A 22639-nucleotide genomic window follows, 5' to 3' on the forward strand; every position below is an offset into this window, starting at 1 on the left:
AGCAGTCACCCGGTGTCGTAAAGCGTGGACGCCGGAAAAATAAGAGGAAATAACGCGATGGCAGATGAACACACACTCTCTACAGGCATGGGAAAAGTGCGCTTGGGGCATGCAGGCCCAATGGTGTCTAAGTTGGCACTGGGAGCCATGACGTTTGGCGCGGAAACTTCTGAGCAGGAAGCCTTCAATCAGCTTGACCTATTCGTTGAAAGCGGTGGGAATTTTATCGATACAGCAGACAATTACAGCGCGGGTTTGTCGGAAGCGATCATTGGAAAGTGGGGCAAGTCGCGCGGTGGATTGGATAATGTATTGGTGGCGACAAAAGGGCGCTTTTCACCACCTCCTGGCAGTTATGGCGCTTCACGGCGGAGCCTTATTCGCTCGGTAGATGCCAGTCTTCGACGGCTGCAGCTGGATGCTATCGATGTCTACTACATCCATGGCTGGGATAAGGATACTGATGTCATGGAAACGCTGGTGGCTTTGGGTGACCTTGTCACTGCGGGTAAGATTCACTACACCGCTTGGTCAAACCTCACGGGTTGGCAATTGCAGAGAGTGATTACCACGGCGAAAGAGAACGGGTTGCCAGTACCTGTCGCTATGCAGTCTCAATATAGTCTGTTGGAGCGGGATATTGAGCTGGAGCTTTTGCCGTGTTGTCTTGAAGAAGGGATAGGAATGACCCCTTGGTCGCCACTTGGTGGAGGCTGGCTGACCGGCAAGTATCAAAAAGATCTGCTGCCAATTGGCGAAACAAGGTTGGGAGAAAATCCCAATCGCGGAGTGGAGGCGTATCATCTTCGCAATCGAGAACGAACCTACCGCGTATTGGAGGCATTGAATGAGATCGCTACGCAGCATCAAAGATCGGTAGCCGATATCGCGTTGGCATGGTTAGCCCAAAGGCCGGGAGTGTGTTCCATATTGCTTGGTGCCAGAACTGCTGAGCAGCTCAAAGCGAACCTTGCCGCTGCTCAGATTCATTTGCCAGACAAGCATATCCAAGCCTTGAGCGAGGCTTCAGATCCGGGGTTACCCGCTTATCCCTATGGTTTTCAGGAAAGTTGGTCGGAAATGGATGTTTGGCGTCGTTTAGCAATGAAGGTTAAGTAACGGAGAGGTAAGGTCTATTCAATGGGGCAAGCTTCATAGAGATCCATCAAAACGACGGTGCCTTCAAACGCACTTAAATCGTTGCGTTTGAAGGCACTGTAGTTTGATCTTATTTCATCAACACTTCACGAGTGAAACGTTTCTTTGATTCCACATCGTATTCTTCGCCAAATGAGTCGGTGGAGTTCTGTCGCATACTAGCATTGACCAAGGCGGCCTCTGCATTGGCATCTGGATGCTGTGGCGCACTGCCGAATTTAGCATTCAAACCCGATTGGGTTTTGGGTGAGGTCAGCCAATCAACGAAATAGACGGAAGCAGCAAGGTTTTTGGCATTCTTTGGCACCACGACAAAATTGCCACCGCCCGACATACCAAACTCTGGAATATAAAACTTAATCCTCTCTGCGATGGCGCCACGTTTCTGCAGCCCTGCAAGGTGATCCTCCCATGCAGGTGCAATCACGATTTCACCGTCGTTGATTCGGGTGATGCTATCGGCGTTGGATGCTGTGATGATCAGGTTGTCACGATTGTCGTGAAACCATTTCCACGCGCGACTCCAATCTTTCATAACATCCTCAGAAGCCTCTTGGGTATAGTCTGAAGGCGCAAAGTGTTGGAGGGTGGACTGTATAAAGCGTCCGCCGGCACCGCCACCATTGGGATCATTGACCCCGAAGCTTTTTGGATTGGCTTGAACGTACGCTGAAAGCTCCTCGAAGGTTTGTGGCAGCTTTGCTTCGTCGATGCGAGTCGGGTCATAAGCCAAGCCTGTTTGGTTTCCCCAAAAACCGACGGCGTAACCATTGGATTCAATCCCCTGAAGACGAGTATTGAGCTTGGCATAATCTGGCAGTAGGTTGAAATTGACGAACTGATTTTCGGCATCAAAAATCTTAAGCTTTGAAGCGCCAATAGCCACCACATCCATACTGCCGCTTTTGCGCTTGGTCTCAGCAAGAAGCTTGGTAGTGTTGCCATCAAACGTACCTTCGGGAATACGCACCTTAATGCCTGTTTCATTTTCAAACGCTTTCACGTATTCACGCCATGCCGGTTGCAGATACCAGACTGCAAACGTCACTTTGCCTTCTTTCTTTGCCTGCTGCTCAATGTCATCCCAACTCATGGTTGTGATGTCATAAGCGGATGCCACCAATGGCAGAAATGCTGCAGCAGCGATTGTCGATAATCCTTTGTACTTCATTGGAGTAAGTCCTCTACTTCTTCATTTGCTCTGGGTGAGATGAAAAGCCGATCACTAGCCCTTGCCTGTCGATTGAGAAAGATAATTCCCTTTCAACAGGCGTTCGATAATCAGCATTAGAATGACGTTTGGAATGACCAGGATCAGCGATACGACTGCCGCATCCGGTCTGATAAATGAGTAACCTAAGAACGAATACAAAATGGTGGGAACCGTAATAAAATCCGGTGCACCAAGGACGTAGGCCATATTGAAATCTTCAATGCTGATCACCAGACAGAAAATCAGGGAGGCTAACAGGCTTGGTTTCAACATCGGGAAATAGGCGTGTCGGAATGTTCCCCAGCGTCCGGTTCCCATATCAGCACATGCTTCAATCAGATCCTGAGGCACGCTGGAAAAACCGGCGGAAAGAATGCGTATGGCATAGGGAAGTGCGAGCACGGTATGAGCGATTACAATACTGATAAATGGTTCAGATATACCGTAATCAAACAATACTGCGCTGAACACAATCGCCAGAATCATCGGCGGGATAACCATGGGAATCAGTGTCAGCATTTCCGCAATTCGCTTTCCGCGAAAAGAGAGTCGGCCAAAAGCGTATGCGGTCGGCATCGCCAGCGCCAGTGTCAGCAGCGCAACGGTCGGCGCGACGGTGTAACTGTTAAACAGCGCTTCCTTCAGGGAGGTGGTTTCCCATACCAGCTCCCATCGCCCGAAGGAAAGCACGGGTGGAAGAATATCCGGGAAGCTCCACGGGTGCTCTGGGTCAACCAAAGACCAGAGTAACGCCATGACAAAAGGCATACCCAGCCAGATCAAATTGATGATGAAGAAAAAGCCGACGGACAGCTTAATAACAAGCTGTGAATGCTTAGTTGGTGCTAATGTTGTCATTTTGCCACCCCATCAAGTCCAGCTTTGTCGAGGGAAATGAGCGAATACCGTTTGCGGGCGAAAGGTTGCAGCACAGCAGTAATCACAATCGCGCCGAGCGCAGCGATCGTCATCAATACGACGGCAATGACATAAACCTTCTCCCACTCTAAATACTGATATGCGGTAAAATACATCAGCATGGTCATCGAATAACTGGTACGCGAGCCTGCGATGGAAGCAAACGCATAGTCGCCCATAGCTCCGATAAAAATCAGGATCATCGAGGCCTGCAAAGCAGGAATTGTGAGCGGGAAAATCACTTGCCGGAATTTTGCAAAGCGTGATGCACCCATATCACTGGCTGCATGAAGGAGATCCGTCCTGATACTGTTTACCGATCCGCCAATCAGGATCAGCGCGAAGGGTAGATTTTTCCAAATCTGCAGGAAAACGACGCTCCAGCCGAAACTGTCATTGGTCATTCGGATAGGCTTATCAATGACCCCAATAGCCAGTAAGCCTTCGTTGATAATGCCGTGATAGGAGATCACGTTCATCAGAAGAAACGCCGCAACTAAACCTGGCACAAACATAGGCGCTCGCAACATGCCAATAATCAGGTTTTTTCCTTGCAGCGGTTTGGTTAGCCACAAAGCGATAGGATAAGCGAGGAGCACTGCCCCCAATGTGCCGAGCAATGAGGTACGGAAGGAGTAACCCACGGAGCGCCAGAGAATGCTGTCCGATAACATTTCATTCCAGTATTGCAGGGTAAATCGGTTTTCTTCACTGCCCAAGCCTAAGCTATGGGAAATGGTGGTATAGAAGGCATCACCCATTAAAAATAAGATGGTGCCGAGTCCAGGCAGCAACAGTAAAACAACTTTCATGATGTCGCCTCCTCAAGGAAGCGAATACAGTCTGCAGGGACGTTGAAGTGTGCCTTTTCGCCTTGCTGTATAGCGCTATGACGGTGCAACTGAATACGGACAGTTTCACCGTTTATGCTGCCAAAGAGATCAGTCATGTTCCCAAGGAAGGCTTTTTCTGTGACTTCTACTGATATCACGTTCTCACCGTTTGCTTGCACAGATTCTGCTTCTTCTGGCCGCCAGCAGATGTAACACCGCTCCGCCGGAGGTGCTGTGTCTGATTTCACTGTGAATTCGCCCAACTCGCATTGAATACGGTAGACACCGGGTTCTGGCGTAGAAAGCACTGTCGCAGTATGAATGTTGGCCGCACCGATAAAATCTGCAACAAAGCGGTTAGCGGGCCTGTGATAGATGTCTTCGGGCGAGCCAATTTGCTCTATCCGACCCTTGTTCAGCACGACAATTTTATCGCTCATCGCGAGCGCTTCTGCCTGATCATGGGTGACGTAAATGGCGGTTAACTGAAATTTTTGTTGAAGCTCTTTAATTTCATAGCGAACGCTTTCGCGTAGTTTGGCATCCAAGTTTGAAAGCGGCTCATCGAACAGAATCACGTCAGGTCTTACTACCATTGCCCGCGCCAACGCAACGCGTTGTTGCTGACCACCTGAGAGCTCAGCTGGCATTTTATCTTTGTGTTCAGTCAACCCAACCTGCTCCAGCGCCAGTTTTAGACGTTGTTGCTGCTCCTCTTCACTGACATTTTTTTGCACCAAGCCAAAGACGATGTTGTGCGACACGCTCAGGTGTGGGAACAGCGCATAAGACTGAAAACACATAGCCGTGCTGCGTTGTTCTGGTGACTGTGCGGTGATGTCTGTTCCACCCAGCAGAATGTTGCCACTGTCTATATCGTGAAACCCACCAATCATTTTCAGCAGCGTTGTTTTCCCGCATCCGCTAGGTCCGAGCAGGGTGACAAACTCACCAATATCTGCGGTGAAACTCACTTTGTCCGTCGCTGTGAATTCACCGAATTTCTTACAGATGTTGCGCAATTCCAGTGTTGGCGTACTAACCGTTTCCATGAGTGATTTCAGCTCCATTGCTTTTTGCATTGTAAGTGATCTCCTTATCTGTCACTCATCAATAAACTTTTCTAAAAAGATTAATTGGTGAGTATGACAAACATAAGTTACTTTGGTTAAATCCGCGAGAGATCAATGTCACACATTATTAACAAATGACACATGCATTTGTTATTTATAGAGATTAATTTTATCGACGAATATGGATTGACTAAGGTCATCTTTGGCATATAAAGTTTTATTAAACTTTATTAAAAAGGATATTTGATATGTCATTTAACTTCTATATTGCGGGAACAGGAAAAATTTACCTTAACAGCCATCGTGGTTACTCAACGCTATTCCCCGAAAATACCCTCCCAGCTTTTCAAGGCGCTCTCAAAGCGGGCACCTCCACCATCGAGATTGATATTGCGATGACGGCAGACAATCAAATCGTCGTTATCCATGACCCAAGTGTAGAGCGCACATCGAATGGTCAGGGATATGTGGAATTAATGACTTATGCCGAGCTGGCTGCGCTAGATTTTGGCGGCTGGTTTTCTCCCGAGTTCGAAGGGACGAAGATACTGCTCCTGACGGAAGCCTTGCTGTGGGCTATGGAAAACAATGTTGGTTTGGTGGTGGAAGCAAAACAGAGGAGGCGTCGCGACGCCTTTGTTTTAGAGTTAAGCACACTCCTAAAACGTATACCGAAGGCCTTGGATCATATTCAATTACTGGCTTTCGATCATGTGCTTATCAATCAGGTAAAAAAACGGGTGCCGGAAGTGAACTTGCAGGTTGTGACGTTGGCAAGGTACAACAACCAGCTGTCTGCCGTTTTGAATTCGCGGGCAGATTGTGTTTGTTTTGAATACCCGAATGCCCATGTGGAAGATCTTGTCGCTTACAAAGAAGCAGGTTTATGTACGCGACTGTATTTGCCGACGAAAGAAAACAATGAAGACACAACGCTGTTTTTCAATCGTCAATTCGGCTACGACGTAAGGGGAGAGATCATTGGTTGGATGCGTGATGGCCTGATAGACATGATTAGCCATGACGATATTGCCATGCTTCGTTCGCTTGCTGATGAGGCAGGGTTAGAGGGGATCTAGAATCACATTCCTTCAGGCCTTGGATAGGCGGTCGAGATATCGAGTGCTATGATTCCCAGCCGTTATTTTTAAAGAGCTCAATGTATATATGCTTGCACCTGTTATTCCGCTAACTGTTGAACTGAGCCCTGGTCAGCGAAAGGTCCTGGACCTTATTCGTCAAAATGGCCCGGTCTCGCGCGCCAAAATCACAGAGTGGTCAGGGCTTGGCAGTGGCTCAGTGACCACGATTTGCAAAGAACTTCTGTCTATGCAGTGGATCATTGAAGGCGAGCGTATGGTGGTTGGTCGTGGTCAACCCATTGTGCCTGTTGAAATCAGTCCCTATGCTGCCTTCTCTTTTGGCGTGGCTTTTCATATTGCGCGGCTTGAGATCTCACTGGCTAACTTTCGTGGTGATACGGTTGATTTGGATTCCATCGAATATGATGAATCCCAATCGGTTGAAGACACACTGTCGCTGCTGGCGGCTAGCGTGCAACGATTGGTCACTAAACACCGTCTTCAACACGCGCGTATTTTAGGTGTCGGAGTCTCCATGCCTGGTCCGCAAACGGAAAATGGTAAGTATGTCTGGGCGATAGCGCCGATGGCGCATTGGCGCGATATGGATTTAGCGGAAGCATTTGGCCGCCATTTTCCGTGGCCTGTCTGGATTGATAATGATTGTAACGTCGGTGCGGTGGGAGAGTTCTATTCCGGTAAGTGGAACCACGTGAACAATATGCTCCTTTTAGAAATTGGCCATGGTATTGGTGGCGGGGCGATCATTAATGGACAGCTATATCGCGGTAAACACCAGAACGCCGGGGAGATTGGCGCTTACTTCACGATGATGCCTGAGCGTCGACCTTGCCTTCGTGAACTGATGATTGATTTGCGTGAAGCAGGTTTAGATGTACATCTGCTGACAGACATTCCTTCGCTTGAGCATCCGGTGGTGAATGCTTGGATTAAGAAATCTGCCACCCAGCTTGCTCCTGCAATCATGCTAACGTTGTCTTGGTTTGACCCTGACTGTGTGGTGTTTGGCGGCTCTGCCCCCAAAGAAATTGCGGAAGCGCTTATTAAAGAAATGAACCTAGAAAAAGTATGGTCTGAGCGCTCGTTTGATTATCCGATGGCAACACTTGCTGCTTCGAGAGTCGGTGAGAATCTGTCCTCTTTCGGTGCCAGTATGTATCCCGTATTTCAGACGATCAGGCCAGAATGAGCGGCCTGATCGCCAATCCAGATCAATCTTCCGTCTCTATATCCGCAAAGTAATCGCCCCAGCTTTGGTGTTCGCGTCCAGAAGCTTCCAGAAAATGGCTGGGGTTGTCGACCTTACCTTCACTGATACCCTGATATATCCCTGCAATGACGGTTCCAAGGAATTCGCCTAACTCCGCAATGCGCTCAGCCTTATAGTCCTCAAAAGAGAGCGGCACGTAAGTCAGGTGAGTGTGATATGTCGCGTTGAGGTATTCCGTTAACTGGGTTTGAGTGAGGGCTTCACCATGCAGGTTGTAAGTTTGCCCGTTGTGCTTGTCTTCAGTCAGCATTCGGGCATAGGCATAACCAAGCTCTCCACGAGAGGTATACCCGCATTTCCCTTCCCCCGCACAATTGGTGATAACCCCAGCTTTCTTGTAATTCTCGATGTATTCGATATCCGGTTCAATGTAGATACCATTGCGGCCTATCACCCAGTTAAGCCCCGATTCACGAACATCTTGCTCGGTTTGTCTGTTGCTTTGAATAATGGGTGAAAACGCAGTGCCTTCTTCAGCGCCTTGAACACTGGTGTAAACAATCTTATTGACCCCTGCTTTTTTGGCAGCATTAATCACATTGCGGTGCTGGTCAATGCGCTTGTCAGGCGCATCCATTCCGGACACCAGTAACAAGGTATCAATGCCTTGTAGTGATTGTTCAAGCTCTTCAGGCTCTTCGTAATCACCGGGACGGATTTCAACACCAAGTTCTTTGGCGCGCTCTGGGGTGCGGGCTAAAGCAATGACATTTTCTTTCGGTATTACGTCAATCAGCGCTTTGACGATTTCTGAGCCCAATTGCCCACTGGCGGCGGTAACGGCAATTTTCACGGTCTTTTCCCTCATCGATAAACGGGCAAGCGAGTGATGATTGGCTTGCACTATGTTCCTAATAAATGTAGCTCGGTACATTGTGCAGGAAGCGCTTTCTGAGCTTTGGCTTATGGAAGATACAAACAATGACTAAGTGTTACTTCATCCTGTTTTCTCAAAATGACACAGTGCGTGCATCTTTTCTCAGTACTGGATTTGATGTGAGAGTATTCCTGAGACGAAAATTGATAAATTCTTTTTAATCAATAAGATAATTACATGGCATGGATGTTGTTTATACGCTCTAAAGTCCGGACTTAATTGGAGCCTATGTCGTGCGTCTATTTATCCCCATTTTTTTATCAGCTCTTTTCGGTTCCTCGGTACACGCTGGAACACCAGCTTCCGTTGAGCCTTTTGATACATGTCCCAGCAAAGCCTTCTTGTTCCAAAGCTCACCCAGTAAAGTTTATGGTGTGAACCTTGTCACCGGTGGCTATTCAACGCTGGCAGAAACCACTGGTCTCAACACCCATATCAACGCAGTTGGGTTTAACCAATCAGACCGCTATATATACGGTTTTGATTACGACAACGAGGTGGTGATACGGATTGGCCAAAACTACGTTGGTGAACAACTCACAGTGAATGGGTTGCCTAACAACACTAAATTTATTAGTGGTGATGTGCATGACCAGGTTTACTATCTGCACCGCAGAGAGCTGGGAATCATCAAAATTGACCTTTCTCCTCTGGAGGCTGACCCTTCGGCGACATTAACAGCGACCACATTAGACACCGACCTCAATAACCTCAGAACGTCAGACGTTGCGATCAACCCGATTGATGGCAATCTCTATGCAGTCAACAACAACTCGTACAACCTGTATCGCGTGGACTTAGAAACAGGCGATTCCGACATGGTCTACAGTTTGGTGGCTGATATCGGCCCACCATCTGGTGGCTTTGGCGCGGTCTATTTCGACGTTGATGGCAACTTTTACATCTCCCGAAATGATGATGGCAAAATCTTCAGAATCGACCTTTCAAACGAAGACGATATCGATGACAAAAACCTGGAGGCAGTGCTGTTCGCCTCAGGGCCGATATCTGGACAAAATGACGGCGCACGGTGTGCAAACGCACCCATTATTGATGAAGATTCGACGATTGATTTTGGTGACGCGCCAGACAGCTACAAAACGTTGCTTGCCTCCAACGGTCCGCGTCACGAAGTGGATAGCGGTTTCTACTTAGGCTCCATCGCACCAGACAGCGAAGGTGACGGCTTTACATCCCCTCTTGATGACAACAAAGCCGGTTTAGCGGATGAAGACGGTGTTGGCTTTGTTACCGCATTGGAAGTGGGTAACACGTCTCTGGTTTCTGTTCAGGCATCTACTGCTGGTTATTTGTCAGCATGGATAGACTGGAACCAGGACGGCGATTTTGAAGACGCAGGTGAGAAGGTCTTTAGCGACAGTTTGTTAACCTCGGGCATCAATTCTCTCTCCATTGCGGTTCCGGCAGGCGCGACGATTGGCTCGACTTGGTCTCGTTTCCGTTTTTCAGAAGCGTCTGGTCTCGATTACTTCGGTGGTGCCACAACCGGCGAAGTTGAGGATCATCCTGTGACTATCATGGAAAATGGCTCCTCGCTGCGTTACTACCCCAGCGAGAGTGGATATGCCACGATCGCTTTTGAGGACAACTGGCCTAAAGAGGGGGATTACGATCTCAACGATGTTGTCTTTAAATTCCGCATCACAGAAACACTGGATGAAAACAGCGCGATTACCCGTGTATTGATTCAAGGTTATCTTTCAGCCTACGGCGCTGGTTATCACAATGGGTTTGCATTCAGACTCGGGGGAATAAACCGGTCTGACATCAGCTCAGCGAGCACTTTGACACACAATGCAGTGTTACAAGAGAGCAACGGCTTAGAGAGCGACTCCAATGAGGCAATATTCATTGTTTCAGACGATCTCAAACAGAAACTCCCAGCAGGCTGTATGTACTATCGAACGGCGCAGCATTGCCAGGAAGCGTTGGTCTTCGAGTTCGAAATAGATGTGTATTTCAACGAGGGTACTGATACGAGCTCTCTGATGACAATGCCTTATGACCCGTTTATTTTTGCCACACCGGGCGCTTATGTCCGCGACGGGCTCTGGTATAACCCTGGACGAGGATTAGAAATCCACCTCGCCGATCAGGCGCCGACAGAGCAATTCGACACCTACTGGCTAGGGTGGTGGAGCGACTCCAGCGACCCAGCAACATCACGTTACTTTAAAACCTCTTCGAATCATCCTTGGGCGCTGCTTATCCCAGATGAGTGGTCTTGGCCGAGAGAGCATGTCGACCTTGTCGAGGCATATCCAGAGTTTGCAGGCTATGCCGAGTCCGGCGGTGAAAATAATCTTCAGTGGTATTTATTAGAAAAAGCAACTGAAAACAAATACTACTTGTCTGAGGAGTAAGTGCCATGAATAAGAATATCAGTCTGTTAGCGTTAATGGCCCTTCTGAGCGCATGTGGTGGCGGTGGTGACGGAAGCGGCAGTTCAAACGTGTCTTCAACCGTTATCGCTGATGAGTCTGCACCGGAAAGCAATGTTGAAGTATCCAGTCTGTCAGAGTTTGAAATTATGGTTGATACCTCTGGTGGCGAAGCAAACATTCCGGAGACCGTCACCAGTTCAGCATCGAGTTTTAACGAAACAGTTGTGCCTGATGGTTTCTCATATAGCCCTGTGTTGGAGCAGAGTTTTGTCGTCGATATCAGCGGCTATTCAACATCACCCGGTGTAGTGTCGATATACAGCGAGTTTTCTGAGAATAGCAACGGAACTTACACGGCGGCCTACAACAGTCGAATGGCTTTCTCTTCCTTGGAATCAGGGGAAGCGGTTGTCGATTTTGTTTCTTCAGAATCTCACTATTACGTGCTTGCTGAGGTGTGGTTTACGGATGGAACGCCGCCTGTCCAGAAAAGGATTCCGAACACAGAAACGAGCTGGGTCTGGTAAGCAGTGTAAATTTGAAAGCGACGCTACCAAAAAAACAGCCCAGACACTTGTCTGGGCTGTTTTTAAATAGGCAAATTTAAACGTTACAGAAACAGTTCCAACGTAATCTCATCGATGTACTTGCCGCCAATTTTCGCATGATTTTTTGCGCGTCCCGACACTTCAAAACCATGTTTTAGATAAGTGTGCAGAGCCACTTCATTGTCTGATCTAACTTGAGCAACCAGCTTTTCAAAACCGCGTGAGCGCGCGATATCGAGCGTGGAAGCAAACAGCGACGTTGCAACGCCTTGACGATGATTTTTTTCATCGACATAAGTGGTGATGATGCCGACATGGTCCAGTGCGCGTGAATAGCTGGCATATGGCTCAACGGTTTGGTAGCCCAGAACAGTTTTCGAGTCATGATCTTCAGCAACCAAAAACACGCCGTTTACCGGGAAGTATTGGATGAAGAAACTTTGGTCTGATACCGAAAAAGCGGAGTCGAGAATCACGTATCGACCGCTTTCGATAATGGGGTTGACGATATCGGTGATGCTCTTGGCATCTGAAGCTAGCGCAGTTCTTGTTATTAGATTCATAGTTCTTTGTTTTTCTGACAGTAAACAAGCAAAGGGTGTAGGCGAAGCGTAGCGTAAAATCGTCACATTTCGCCAGATAAAATGTAGGGCTACTTCTAATCCTGTTCCAGAAAGCGTCTCACTGTTTTTAAGTCCTCGATCATCGGCATTTCAATACTCAGTGAGCTGCTGAAACACCAAGGGTAGGGCAGTTCGCCTATCCCATCGAGCAAGTGATCTTTATTCGAATAGTGAATGGCAGCCATGTACTCAATGGTGATGGTGAGTTTGTCCACTTTCGGATCCTTTACCGCGATAGAAGAATCATCGCTGAACAGCCAGTCGTAATAGCCACAACCGATGCGCAGGATGTCATTGTCCTTCTCTGTCATCACGACGAGCCACTTACAGTTGAGAAGAGTGCCATCCCTGATAATGGAGTCTGACAAGCAAAAGGTATAAACATTCTCAAAACGCTGGTTGAAATGGGAGGACAGAACTTGGCTGATTGCTTCAACGCCAACCACATCTGAGGGAAACGAAATACTGTCGGTGTTGACCTTCATTTCCAGCAGTGATTCTTCTGTAAACACTTTGGTGAGCAGGTGTGGCTTGTTGTTATCTTTGGCTGAGATATACCGATTAATCGCCTTGAGAAAAGGGCGCACATCATCTGGCCTCGCATTCGTGGCCTTGTCGATGTGCACCATTTTCCCCTGAGATGGACTCATCCGAAAATGACCCGGTTGAAGAGCCTTCTTTCGACTTCGGCGTCCGCAACATCCATGGGAGAGAAGGTAACAATCTGCCCGGGTTGACGCTGTGAAAGTTGGCCAGCACCTAAACTGCTCAAACAGCCGATTTTCGGATAGCCGCCGATGGTTTGCCTGTCTTTCATCAGTACTATCGGTTGGCCATCGTTGGGGATCTGAATCGCACCAAAGGCAATACCTTCTGAGATGATGCCATCGAGACTGCTGTGCACTGGCGTGCCAGATAAGCGATAACCCATGCGGTCAATGTTTTGGCTGACTTCATACTCGCTGGTGAAAAACGTCATCTGTTCATCATGACTAAATGACGCATGCTGATAGGACGGCATCACCCCGAGTTCGAGCGGCGCATCGTAATCGGGAATCGCCCATTTAGGTGTGCGCTGTTCGGTGAATTCAGTCGTTGCGGTAAAGGGTAGAATATCCCCCGTTTCCAAGGCATCACCGAGACCGGTTAAACCGCCCAGTTGCTCCCTTTTCACCGTGGAGCAACTCCCGAGCTTAGGCTCACATTCGAAACCGCCAGCTACGGAGAGATAGGTGCGCAGCCCACTTTTGGGTGCACCAAACGCCAGGACATCACCTGGCTTCACCGCATAGGTGAGCCAGGGTTGAATAGCTTTGTCGTTCAAGGTGGCGGAAAGATCTGCGCCTGCAATAGCAACGGTTGTGGCGGCATTCACCTGTAGCTGCAGTTGGCCGAAGGTGATTTCAAGTTGCGCTGCATCTGGCTTGTTTCCCAGTAGACGGTTTGCCCAGTAAAAAGCATGCTCATCCATTGGGCCTCCTGTAGTGATGCCCAAATGCTGGAAGCCGATGCGACCACTGTCTTGCAGTAGGGTAAGCATGCCAGGGTTCAGTACTTCAAAACTCATAACACACCGCCTTGCTTCAAAAACTCGTCCTTGTCGATAGGGCAGAACCTTACTCGGTTGCCGACATTGACTTTCGCCAGTGATTCGCTGTCCCAGTCCACCATATTCAGTGGTGTACGGCCGATAATTTGCCAGCCACCCGGTGTGCTGCTGGGATAAATGGCTGTTTGGTTGTCTGCCAGCCCTACACTGCCTGTTGGTACTTTGAGGCGTGGTGTGGATTTACGCGGCATGACTATCGCGTCATCCAAGCTGCCAAGATAAGCAAAGCCGGGGCTAAAGCCGATGGCGTAAACGCGGTACTCACGCTCGCTGTGCAGTTTGATGACAGACTCACTGTCGAGGCCGGTTTTGTCACACACATCCGACATATCCAGCGCGACTTCCTCACCGTAGTAGACGGGAATCTCAACTACCTGATTGTCGTTGTTATTGGTGACAGCGTCAGTGTTGGATTCAAGCGCCAACCGGATGCGTTTGATGATGTCAAAACGATCCGTTCTGTTTAAGTCAAAGCCAATCAACATCGAGTTATAGGAGGGGATGATGTCTGTGACTAAATCCCCCAGACCTTCCCGAACCTGAAAGATGGCGCGGTTGACGTCAGCGGCGATGGCATCATCAATTCTGTCCCCAAAATACACAATCAATGTCTGTTCATTGACTGCCTCAATTCGCGCCATTTGCCCTCCACTTCTTCAATGCTTGGGCAACCGCCGAAGCGTGGGGGCCATCTCCGTGAATGCAGAGTGTATCTGCGTCCACCTTGAGCGTTTTTCCACTCAACGTTGTGACAGAACCGTTTTCAACAATCTGTTGTACCTGCTTGATGATGGCGTCAGCACTGCCGTGGACCGCGCCTTCAATACGACGGTCGACCAGAAATCCCTCATCGTCATAGGCGCGGTCAGAGAAAGCTTCAAACATCAAATCAATGCCTACTTCCAATGCCAAATCGAGAATAGGTTGGCGCTTAGGAATTGCCATCACCACCAATGGGCAACCCGGCGCAGCGGCTTTCACTGCGCGCATCACGGTTTTCAGCACCGCCATGTCTTTCATCATGGTGTTATAGAGCGCACCATGGGGTTTTACATAATCGACAATGGCTTTTTGCTGACGGCAAATGCCTTTCAGCGCACCGATTTGATAGCCAAGCCAAGCGTAAAGTTCTTCCTCTGTGCAATCAAATTTGCGGCGGCCGAAGCCCATCAAATCCGGGTAGCCAGGGTGGGCGCCAATGGTGACGCCATGTTCAAGGGCTAAAGCGACGGTCTTTTGCATCGTGACTGGATCCGAGGCATGGAAGCCACAGGCGATGCTTGCCATATCAATGCAGGGCATCACTTCAGCGTCTTTCCCCATGGTCCAGGCACCGAAGCTTTCTCCCATGTCGCAATTTAATTTCATCTCAACTCACTCCTTGTTGCTCTGCTTTCTTTAGAAGCAGTTTGTCCTGCTAGCGCTGACTCATGGTGGTCGGCAGATAGGTCACGATTTCCGGGAAGACGGTAATTAACACTAACCCTAAAAGGATCAGCATAAAAAACGGAAACGCAGCGCGTGCGACATACAGAATGTTTTTGCCCGTGAGTGCCTGAATAACAAACAGGTTGAAACCTACGGGCGGGGTGATTTGCGACAGCTCCACCACCAGAACGATGAAGATACCAAACCACAGCAAATCAATCCCTGCTTGCTGCACCATAGGCAATACAACTGCAACGGTCAGAACCACCACAGAAATACCATCCAGGAAGCAGCCCAGCACCACAAACAAGATGGTGAGGTAAAGCAGGAGTTCAAACGGCGACAGCGACATCGCAGCAATCCACTCCGCTAACGCGCGGGGAATGCCGAGGAATCCCATTGCCAGTGTAAGAAAATGCGCGCCCACGAGAATAAAGCCAATCATACAGGCGCTTTTCACGGCACCCAGTAGACTGTCGATAAAACTCTGACGACTCAAAGAGCCGGTAAGGGCGGCCAAAACCATGGCGCCAAACACGCCAAGCGCTGCTGCTTCTGTCGGTGTAGTGAAACCGCCGTAGATCGACCCCAAAACAAAGGAAATAAGGGCGACTATCGGGAGCAGCTTTTTCAGCGCTTTGAATCTAACTTGCCAATTAACATCGTTACTCGAGTGCTGAGGCACTTCATTTTTATTCATCAATGCCCAGATGGTGGTGTAACCCACAAACAGGAGCATCAACATAATGCCGGGCAGGGCTCCGGCGATAAATAAGCGTCCAATGGACACTTCTGCGGCCACCCCATACACAATCAAAATGATGGAAGGTGGAATAAGAAGACCCAGAGTACCTGAACCTGCCAACGTGCCGACGGCCATTTTCTCGCTGTAGCCCTGTGCTTTCAGCTCGGGCAGAGTCATGCGTCCAATTGTGGCTGCAGTGGCGGCGGATGAGCCCGATACCGCAGCGAAAATGCCGCAGCTCAACACATTTACATGGAGTAGTTTGCCGGGAAAGCTGCTAAGCCAAGGAGAAAGGCCTTTAAACAGATCTTCCGAGAGTCGGGTTCGGAACAGAAGCTCACCCATCCAGATAAACATCGGTAGAGCCGTCAGCGACCAACTGGTGCTCGCCCCCCAGCTTGAAGAGCCGAACAACAGGCCGATTTGTTCATTGCCTGTCATGTACAGGCCCATGACACCGACACCAATTAAGGCAAGGGATACCCATAAACCAGCGGCTAAAAACAGCAGCATGGAGATGGCAAGAATAAAAGAGATTAAGGTCATGTCCGTCATTTTGCGCGCTCCTTGCTGCTTGCCTGCGGAGCCGTAGCTTCGTCAGGGTCTTCAATCAGTTCGAGCGAAACGTCTTCACCTTCCAACTGCTTGTAATGGGGGGTAATGCCGCGAATGTTGTCAATCAGGCTATCCAGCACGGCGAGATTGAATGCAATCATGCCGACCGCGAGTGGCACTTGTGGAATCCACAGAGGAATCGGAATGTAACCGTGGGTGACTTCTTCGAAGTCGTAGGATTCCCAGACCATATAAGTGCAGTAATAGCTACAGAAACAAAGCAGCAAAAACGCAAGGGTTAGGACCAGAGTTTCCAGAGGGCGTTGCAGCGATTCTGGCAACCTTTGAATAGCAAGGTTAACGCGGATATGGCCACCTTCACGAAAGGTATAGGCAAGGCCAAAGAAGGTTGAGGCAGCCAAAGCGTAACCGGAGAAATCTTCCGCTGACGGAACAATAAAGCCCATCATTCGGCCAATAATTTGGGCGAGGATGATCAGCATGATCAACACAATAAAGAAGCCGGATAAACCACCCGACAGCAGGTACAGAGCTCGTTTCATAATAATGCTTCCAGACAGGCGTAGCTCAGGGTATTGAAGCCCTCCCCAAGTCCGTTTCCAGGGGAGGGTACGTCGTAGTAAGTAACTACTTACTTAGTTTTTATAGGCTTTCAGAACAGGCGCTAGCGCTTGCGAGTTTTCTGCTTCCCACTCTTCTGTCATGGTCACGCCAATCGCCTGAAGCTCGTTCAGCAATTGCTCAGAAGGTTGGGAAACCACGATGCCGTTGTCAGCCAACGTTTTGGTGTCTTTGGCTTCTTGATCCAATACCTCTGCCCAACCGCGTGCTTCGGCTGCTGCTGCGGCATCCAAAATGGCTTTCTGTGAATCTTTATCCAGGCGTTTGAACGCACGTTTGTTAACAACCACGAAATTCTTTGGAATCCAGGCTTTGATCTCGGTGAAGTGACTCAGGTAATCCCACGCCTGACCGTTTGCGCCCGTCGAAGGTGAAGTCACCATCGCATCGATAATGCCAGTGCTGAATGCCTGTGGAATATCCGGTAACTGAACCGTGGTTGGTGTGGTGTCCATCAAGTCAGCAAGACGTGAGGTGGATGGGCTGTAAGCGCGCATTTTGGTGCCTTTAATATCCGCCAGCGAGTTCACTGGCTTTTTGGTGTAAAGGCTTTGTGCAGGCCATGGCACGGTGTAGAGTAGGATCATGCCTTCTTTGCTGAGTTGCTTTTCAACCTCTGGTTTAGCGGCTTCCCACAGTTTCTGGGCTTGCTCGTAGTCAGTGGCAAGGAAAGGAATGTTGTCGTGCTTAAAAATAGGGTGGGTATTACCCATGATGCCAATGAAAACTTCGCCGATCTGCACCTGACCAGTTCGCACTGCGCGAGGGATTTCAGGGTGCTTCATCAAAGATGCTCCCGAGTGAACCTTGATATCGACTTCACCACCTGTGGATTCTTTGATTTGCTCGGCAAAGTCATAGGCGATTTTGGTCGGCAAGTGAGCATCACCGTAAGGTGTCGGCATGTGCCATTGCGCAGCGAGTGCAGAAGGCACAGAAAGTGCAGCGAGAGACACTGCCATGGCTGGCAGCAGGTTTTTCAACAACTTCATCGGAAGTCTCCTTTTCACTAGTGTCCTATTTTGGGTCAACAGACCCTACTACTTATAAAACTGAGAGTTGCTCGTTACTGATATCCGTCACCAGCATCTTGCCGGGTGCATGGGTAATGGCGATGGGCGGCTTAGCATTAATAATGGCCAACTGTGGCGTTACACCACATGCCCAGAAAACGGGGATTTCACCGTCCTTAATAGGTACTGCATCACCAAAATCCGGGTTGGAGAGATCTTTGATGCCAATGTCGGCGGGGTTTCCTATATGTACTGGCGCACCATGGGATTTCGGATAGCGGGAAGTAATTTGAATGGCGCGAATAGCGTCTGCTGGTTTAAACGGGCGCATAGTAACCACCATGTTACCACTGAAATACTGGCTTGGTGTCGTCGCCAAGTTGGTGCGGTACATTGATACATTCGATTGGCAATCAATATTACGAAGAGACAGGCCAGCACGAATCAAAGCATCTTCAAACGAGAAAGAACAACCCAAGACAAAAGTCACCATGTCATGCCACCAAAGATCTTTAATGTCATGAGTTTTCTCAGCCAATTCACCGTTTCGGAAGATATGGTATTCAGGTACATCGGTGCGAATATCGATATCCTTGCCAAGCAAATCAATCATTGGTTCACCCGGGCTGGATACTGATAACAGAGGACAAGGAACGGGGTTCTTCTGACAAAATACAAGAAAGTCGTCCGCCCAGTCTTTGGGAAGAATGACAAGGTTTCCCTGTGCGATGCCAGGGGCAAATCCACTTGTCGAACCAATAAACTTGCCGTCACGTGTCAGATTTCTTAATTCACGTGCCTGTGTCAGGGCTGCTTCGTAGTGATTGGATGAAAGAGGGGCTTCTTGTCCTGCAAGTTGACTCATGGCTTTCCTTCGCCTCGTTGATTGAATGTTGTGTTAACTAAATGTTGCAGGTTGGTGTCATTTCGTCCAATTATAGTTTTTTACCTTTTCTGATAAATAATTTTTATGCCCTGATACGCTGACAACTTTGTCAGCCAACTTTCTTTCCCTGTTCAGTTTGTGAGACATCCTTTCAACTCACGGGTACTAAGTGATTGATACGCCGTAATCATCATGAATTAGCTCGATTTGTCTCGGGTTTGTATAAGGTTAAACACCTGACAATGCATAGAATTTCAGACGAGTTACCGTTCAAGAAAAGCATCGGACACAACGCAATAATCACACCCACACCGCACGAAATTTCCTGCAGGCGTCACAGAGCACGGGAAGAAAGTGTGATGTGTGGAGGAGGTATCTATGGCTGACAAGGATCAGGACGCTGTAACAAGCGAACAGGGAGAGGCTTCTGGCGAGAAGTTGATTGTTCTTTTCGATGGCACCTGGAATGACCCTCAGGATCAGACCAACGTTTTCCTGATGTCTCAATGCATCAAACCCACGGATGACAAAGGAAACAGGCAGCGCTTTTTCTATGATCCGGGTGTTGGCACATCGCCGTTTACCCGCTTTCTCGGTGGGACAACAGGATGGGGTCTGACGAAGAACCTGATGCAGGGTTATGGATGGCTAGCCAAGCACTATCATCAGAATGAGCAGATTTGGATCTTTGGTTTTAGCCGAGGGGCTTATACCGCAAGGAGTCTGGCGGGGCTCATCCGAAAATGTGGTGTATTGAGAACAGCGACGCCTGATTTGTTAGAGCAAGCAAAAACGCTCTATCGCAATAAGGCACTCTCGCCTAACTCCAAAGAGTGTATCGCCTTTCGAAAAGCCTATTGTGACGAGCCTAAGGTGCATTTTCTTGGAATATGGGACACTGTCGGTGCGCTGGGTGTGCCGGGCACTGTGCTTTCCGAGCGAGGCATATTCAAATGGCACGACACCAAACTCTCCCGAAGCGTACTCAATGCTTTTCATGCAGTGGCGTTGGATGAACACCGTGCTGCTTACGACACTGCATTGTGGACGCTTCCAGTCGGTTCAGAAGAAACCCGTGATCCTGAAAAGGTGGAGCAGCGCTGGTTTATCGGTGCACATGCTAACGTCGGCGGCGGCTATAAAAACGACGAATTAAAGCAAATTCCGTTCAAGTGGATGGCAGAAAAAGCGCAGGACAAGGGGTTGGCGTTAGATCTTTCCCGTGTGGTATTCGATCAGGATGCATGGAAAACGGCTCCCAGAGATTCCTATGAAGAATTCCTGAAAGGGCTTTACGGGATGTTTCGTCGATTCAGAGGTAAAGGCGACGATCAAGGCCGCTTTTACCGCGCCTATGCTGGCAATAAACCTGATGAGCTGGAAGCGGTGAATGTCAGTGTTGATGAGTCTGTGTGGGAGAAATGGAAAGCGGAGGGCTACAGGCCGAAGACATTGGTGAAAGCGGAGCAATCCCCGCCTAGTCAACCTTGATGCTGTGCATCGCCGCCACTTCCACCGCCAGTTTTGCTGCTTCTTCCGCCGCGCCATTCATTGGGGCATGTAGATAAGAAGCGGTGAAGCCGAGCGGAGACGGCACCCATCCGCAATCAACAAGTAGCAGATTTCCCGTTTCAATTTCAGGAGCGGCAATGACAGTAGGTAGGGTCGCCAGACCCAATCCGTCTCTGGTCATCCGCAAACAGGCAGAAAGAGAACTGGAGGTAAAGAAGCGGGCGTTGGCGGCGTCAGCCTGAGCAAACTGTTCTTTAATTTCGCCAAAGGGCTGAGTATTTCTTGCGTAAGTAATGATGGGGAAGTCGGCCAATTCAGCCAAATTCATTGTGTAATTGGAAAGCCCCAACGACGGGCTTCCCACCCATACCAGCGGATAGCGGCAAAGCGGCATATTTTGGACGGAAGGCTCCGAAATCGGTCCCATCAGGAAAGCCAAATCTAGCGTTCTATCCAATAAGTCATGACGGAGGTTTGACGTTACATCCACCGTGATGTCGATATCCAACCGTGGAAACTTATCGTTAAAGCTTCGAAGAAACTCCGTCAGCCAGGTGTGCACGACGGTTTCAGAAATCCCCAGCCTCAAGGTTCCCGTAAACAGTGCATTGTTTTCAGCCCGCTTTTGAAATTGTTCCGCCGTAAGTAGCATTTTCTCAGCGTAGGGCAGCAGTTCGCGGCCTTTGGCGGTCAGGGTAATGGGCGAGGCTTCGCGGTCAAACAGAATAACGCCCAACTCTTTTTCCAGACTTGCAATGCGCGACGAGATGGCAGGCTGGGTTGTGAACTGTTGTTCAGCGGCTTTGCGAAAACTGCGAAGGGTGGCGACGAGTACAAAGGTTTCAATGCGTTTCAGGTTCATGAGGAGCTCTACAAACTGCGTGTATCTGAAAAGATAGAGCAAAACCCAAAGGATTCAATTGCGTGGATAATTTCTGGGAAGTTGGGACTAAGATGTTAGGGTCAACAGTCTCTCTCTTACAAATCACTTTAGCTAAAAGGATTCAACATGATCTCTCACTACGGCTTTATCATCAAAGCGCCGGATTACCAGCAACACGAACATCAGTCTGTTATCGAGTCTCCATTGTTCAGAACGGAAATACTGGGTGTCAGCACCGATGAAGAAGCGATAGATGCAGCAACAAGGCTGATCGCCAATGGTGCACAGGTCATAGAGCTTTGTGGTGGATTTGGGGCGGAAAGTGCAGAAAAGATCATCGCTGCGCTTGGCAGCGATGTTCCTATCGGGTTTGTAAACTTCAGCGAACAGGAGCTGAAAAAGCTGGGGGAAAATGCCTAGTTAGCTTTCAGGGTTCTGTTCCGCACTGATCTCGGCATAGGTGTGTAGTAATTCTGTCAGGGTATTCACCCAGCCAAACACATCTTTCGGCGCGCTTTTCAGCAGCTTCTCAACTTCTTCACAATGCGTTTCCAACGTTATGGCTTGCTCCAAACGAAAAGAGATGGCGTAGAAATGCCAAAGGAGCAATCGCGTCATTCTTTCGCTGTTCTGCTTTGCGTGTTCTGAATCATCAAAAGCTTGCTGGGTTTCATTCAGTGCGATTGCAGTCATTCGCAACATGGCATCAAGACGTGCTGACAACAAACGTTCTTCACTGTCTATTTCTTCCTGATCAAATGTGAAGATTTCAGTCATCACATCTTCTGGCACCATGCGGCCAATCATTCGGGCGCTGAATTCTTCCAGTTCATGGCGTGGCATGGTGACAAGGCATTCGAATGTGTAGTCACGAGACATAAGGGCACTCTAATTCATTACAAATTTTCAGGCCCGTATTCTATACCCAAACAACCTCAAGATGCTCGCATTGAGCCCCTCCCTCAGGGCTAATTGACGGGTGGCGAGCCCTGCAGGTTGTTTGGGTATAGAGAGCAAACACAAATGAATTCCGGAGCAACGAAAAAAGTTGGGGTGTCAGGCATTGCTGACATGCGGGATGAAAAAATGCTTTGGAGTCCATTGACGTTTCACTTCGATTCCTCAAATTAATGATCTTCCTTCCAATATTGATATAACTGTTAGCTTTTTAAAGACGAAGATGTCCCTCACTACTTTTCATTCTTCGTTTTATTAGTATCCGTTAAACTAAAATCTTTAATTGAAGTGATTGAATTTACTCGCGGCAACATGGTGAAGTTAGACATATCTTGATATTGACATCATTTATGACAGCAACCGCTTTCTTGTGTTTAAAATGTCTGTT

The 22639-nt window shown here is 48.8% G+C and carries 23 protein-coding genes; 7 read left to right on the plus strand and 16 right to left on the minus strand.

Annotated elements, in window-relative coordinates:
- Positions 1–57 precede the first annotated feature (57 nt).
- Positions 58–1119 carry an aldo/keto reductase gene (locus tag QL223_RS00590; protein ID WP_281543548.1) on the plus strand — a complete coding sequence of 354 codons (1062 nt, stop codon included), beginning with the start codon at positions 58–60 and terminating at the stop codon, positions 1117–1119.
- Positions 1120–1228: 109 nt separating this feature from the next.
- Here the strand turns inward: QL223_RS00590 and QL223_RS00595 are convergent, their stop codons facing one another.
- From QL223_RS00595 to QL223_RS00610, 4 genes are read right to left on the minus strand one after another with little or no spacing between them, the layout of a single operon-like run.
- Positions 1229–2329, minus strand: a complete 1101-nt coding sequence (locus QL223_RS00595) for an extracellular solute-binding protein (protein WP_281543549.1) — start codon at positions 2327–2329, stop codon at positions 1229–1231.
- A gap of 54 nt (positions 2330–2383) precedes the next feature.
- Positions 2384–3229, minus strand: coding sequence for an ABC transporter permease (locus QL223_RS00600; RefSeq protein WP_002538240.1), 846 nt, complete (start codon positions 3227–3229; stop codon positions 2384–2386).
- The gene (locus QL223_RS00605) at positions 3226–4101 is read right to left on the minus strand and encodes an ABC transporter permease (protein WP_281543550.1); all 876 of its coding nucleotides are present in this window, start codon (positions 4099–4101) and stop codon (positions 3226–3228) included. The genes QL223_RS00600 and QL223_RS00605 overlap by 4 nt, the downstream gene beginning before the upstream one ends.
- Complete coding sequence (locus tag QL223_RS00610; protein WP_281543551.1) at positions 4098–5204, minus strand: ABC transporter ATP-binding protein; 1107 nt, start codon at positions 5202–5204, stop codon at positions 4098–4100. Before QL223_RS00610 ends, QL223_RS00605 begins: the two co-directional genes overlap by 4 nt.
- A gap of 239 nt (positions 5205–5443) precedes the next feature.
- Here QL223_RS00610 and QL223_RS00615 point away from each other — a divergent pair, with 239 nt between their 5' ends.
- Together QL223_RS00615 and QL223_RS00620 are read left to right on the plus strand one after the other, a co-directional pair.
- Positions 5444–6274 carry a glycerophosphodiester phosphodiesterase family protein gene (locus QL223_RS00615; RefSeq protein WP_281543552.1) on the plus strand — a complete coding sequence of 277 codons (831 nt, stop codon included), beginning with the start codon at positions 5444–5446 and terminating at the stop codon, positions 6272–6274.
- 88 nt (positions 6275–6362) lie between these two features.
- Entirely contained in the window at positions 6363–7487 is a 1125-nt protein-coding gene (locus QL223_RS00620) for an ROK family transcriptional regulator (RefSeq protein WP_002538244.1), read from the plus strand.
- Positions 7488–7509: 22 nt separating this feature from the next.
- Here the strand turns inward: QL223_RS00620 and QL223_RS00625 are convergent, their stop codons facing one another.
- Complete coding sequence (locus QL223_RS00625) at positions 7510–8361, minus strand: SDR family oxidoreductase (protein ID WP_281543553.1); 852 nt, start codon at positions 8359–8361, stop codon at positions 7510–7512.
- A gap of 335 nt (positions 8362–8696) precedes the next feature.
- On the opposite strand from QL223_RS00625, the gene QL223_RS00630 reads away from it, so the two are divergent.
- Together QL223_RS00630 and QL223_RS00635 are read left to right on the plus strand one after the other, a co-directional pair.
- Positions 8697–10829 carry an LruC domain-containing protein gene (locus QL223_RS00630; protein WP_281543986.1) on the plus strand — a complete coding sequence of 711 codons (2133 nt, stop codon included), beginning with the start codon at positions 8697–8699 and terminating at the stop codon, positions 10827–10829.
- A 5-nt stretch (positions 10830–10834) separates the two neighbouring features.
- Positions 10835–11377, plus strand: coding sequence for a hypothetical protein (locus tag QL223_RS00635; protein WP_002538248.1), 543 nt, complete (start codon positions 10835–10837; stop codon positions 11375–11377).
- Positions 11378–11460: 83 nt separating this feature from the next.
- Here the strand turns inward: QL223_RS00635 and QL223_RS00640 are convergent, their stop codons facing one another.
- The 9 genes from QL223_RS00640 to QL223_RS00680 form a co-directional block, all read right to left on the minus strand.
- The gene (locus tag QL223_RS00640) at positions 11461–11961 is read right to left on the minus strand and encodes a GNAT family N-acetyltransferase (RefSeq protein WP_281543554.1); all 501 of its coding nucleotides are present in this window, start codon (positions 11959–11961) and stop codon (positions 11461–11463) included.
- 95 nt (positions 11962–12056) lie between these two features.
- Positions 12057–12671 (minus strand): hypothetical protein, encoded by a 615-nt coding sequence (locus QL223_RS00645; protein WP_281543555.1) that lies wholly within the window; start codon positions 12669–12671, stop codon positions 12057–12059.
- A complete protein-coding gene (locus QL223_RS00650) occupies positions 12668–13588 on the minus strand; it encodes a biotin-dependent carboxyltransferase family protein (RefSeq protein WP_281543556.1) in 921 nt (306 codons plus the stop codon). The genes QL223_RS00645 and QL223_RS00650 overlap by 4 nt, the downstream gene beginning before the upstream one ends.
- Positions 13585–14271 (minus strand): 5-oxoprolinase subunit PxpB, encoded by a 687-nt coding sequence (pxpB, locus tag QL223_RS00655; protein WP_281543557.1) that lies wholly within the window; start codon positions 14269–14271, stop codon positions 13585–13587. The genes QL223_RS00650 and pxpB overlap by 4 nt, the downstream gene beginning before the upstream one ends.
- Entirely contained in the window at positions 14258–14998 is a 741-nt protein-coding gene (locus tag QL223_RS00660) for a 5-oxoprolinase subunit PxpA (RefSeq protein ID WP_281543558.1), read from the minus strand. The genes pxpB and QL223_RS00660 overlap by 14 nt, the downstream gene beginning before the upstream one ends.
- Positions 14999–15047: 49 nt before the next feature.
- On the minus strand, positions 15048–16358 hold the full coding sequence (locus QL223_RS00665) for a TRAP transporter large permease subunit (RefSeq protein ID WP_062714325.1): 1311 nt from the start codon (positions 16356–16358) through the stop codon (positions 15048–15050).
- Positions 16355–16921 (minus strand): TRAP transporter small permease, encoded by a 567-nt coding sequence (locus tag QL223_RS00670; RefSeq protein WP_281543559.1) that lies wholly within the window; start codon positions 16919–16921, stop codon positions 16355–16357. The genes QL223_RS00665 and QL223_RS00670 overlap by 4 nt, the downstream gene beginning before the upstream one ends.
- 93 nt (positions 16922–17014) lie before the next feature.
- Complete coding sequence (locus QL223_RS00675; RefSeq protein ID WP_281543560.1) at positions 17015–17992, minus strand: TRAP transporter substrate-binding protein; 978 nt, start codon at positions 17990–17992, stop codon at positions 17015–17017.
- A gap of 52 nt (positions 17993–18044) precedes the next feature.
- Complete coding sequence (locus tag QL223_RS00680) at positions 18045–18878, minus strand: putative hydro-lyase (RefSeq protein WP_002538258.1); 834 nt, start codon at positions 18876–18878, stop codon at positions 18045–18047.
- Positions 18879–19277: 399 nt separating this feature from the next.
- Between QL223_RS00680 and QL223_RS00685 the strand changes: the two genes are divergently transcribed.
- Positions 19278–20390: a DUF2235 domain-containing protein gene (locus tag QL223_RS00685; protein ID WP_281543561.1), complete on the plus strand. Its 1113-nt coding sequence runs from the start codon at positions 19278–19280 to the stop codon at positions 20388–20390.
- Here the strand turns inward: QL223_RS00685 and QL223_RS00690 are convergent.
- Positions 20377–21273, minus strand: a complete 897-nt coding sequence (locus QL223_RS00690; RefSeq protein WP_002538261.1) for a LysR family transcriptional regulator — start codon at positions 21271–21273, stop codon at positions 20377–20379. The genes QL223_RS00685 and QL223_RS00690 overlap by 14 nt on opposite strands.
- A 147-nt stretch (positions 21274–21420) precedes the next feature.
- On the opposite strand from QL223_RS00690, the gene QL223_RS00695 reads away from it, so the two are divergent.
- Positions 21421–21714 (plus strand): DUF6506 family protein, encoded by a 294-nt coding sequence (locus QL223_RS00695; RefSeq protein WP_002538262.1) that lies wholly within the window; start codon positions 21421–21423, stop codon positions 21712–21714.
- Here the strand turns inward: QL223_RS00695 and QL223_RS00700 are convergent, their stop codons facing one another.
- A complete protein-coding gene (locus tag QL223_RS00700; RefSeq protein ID WP_002538264.1) occupies positions 21715–22173 on the minus strand; it encodes a hypothetical protein in 459 nt (152 codons plus the stop codon).
- Between the last annotated feature and the right edge of the window lie 466 nt (positions 22174–22639).

Source organism: Grimontia sp. SpTr1, assembly GCF_947387585.1.
GTDB lineage: Bacteria > Pseudomonadota > Gammaproteobacteria > Enterobacterales > Vibrionaceae > Enterovibrio > Enterovibrio indicus.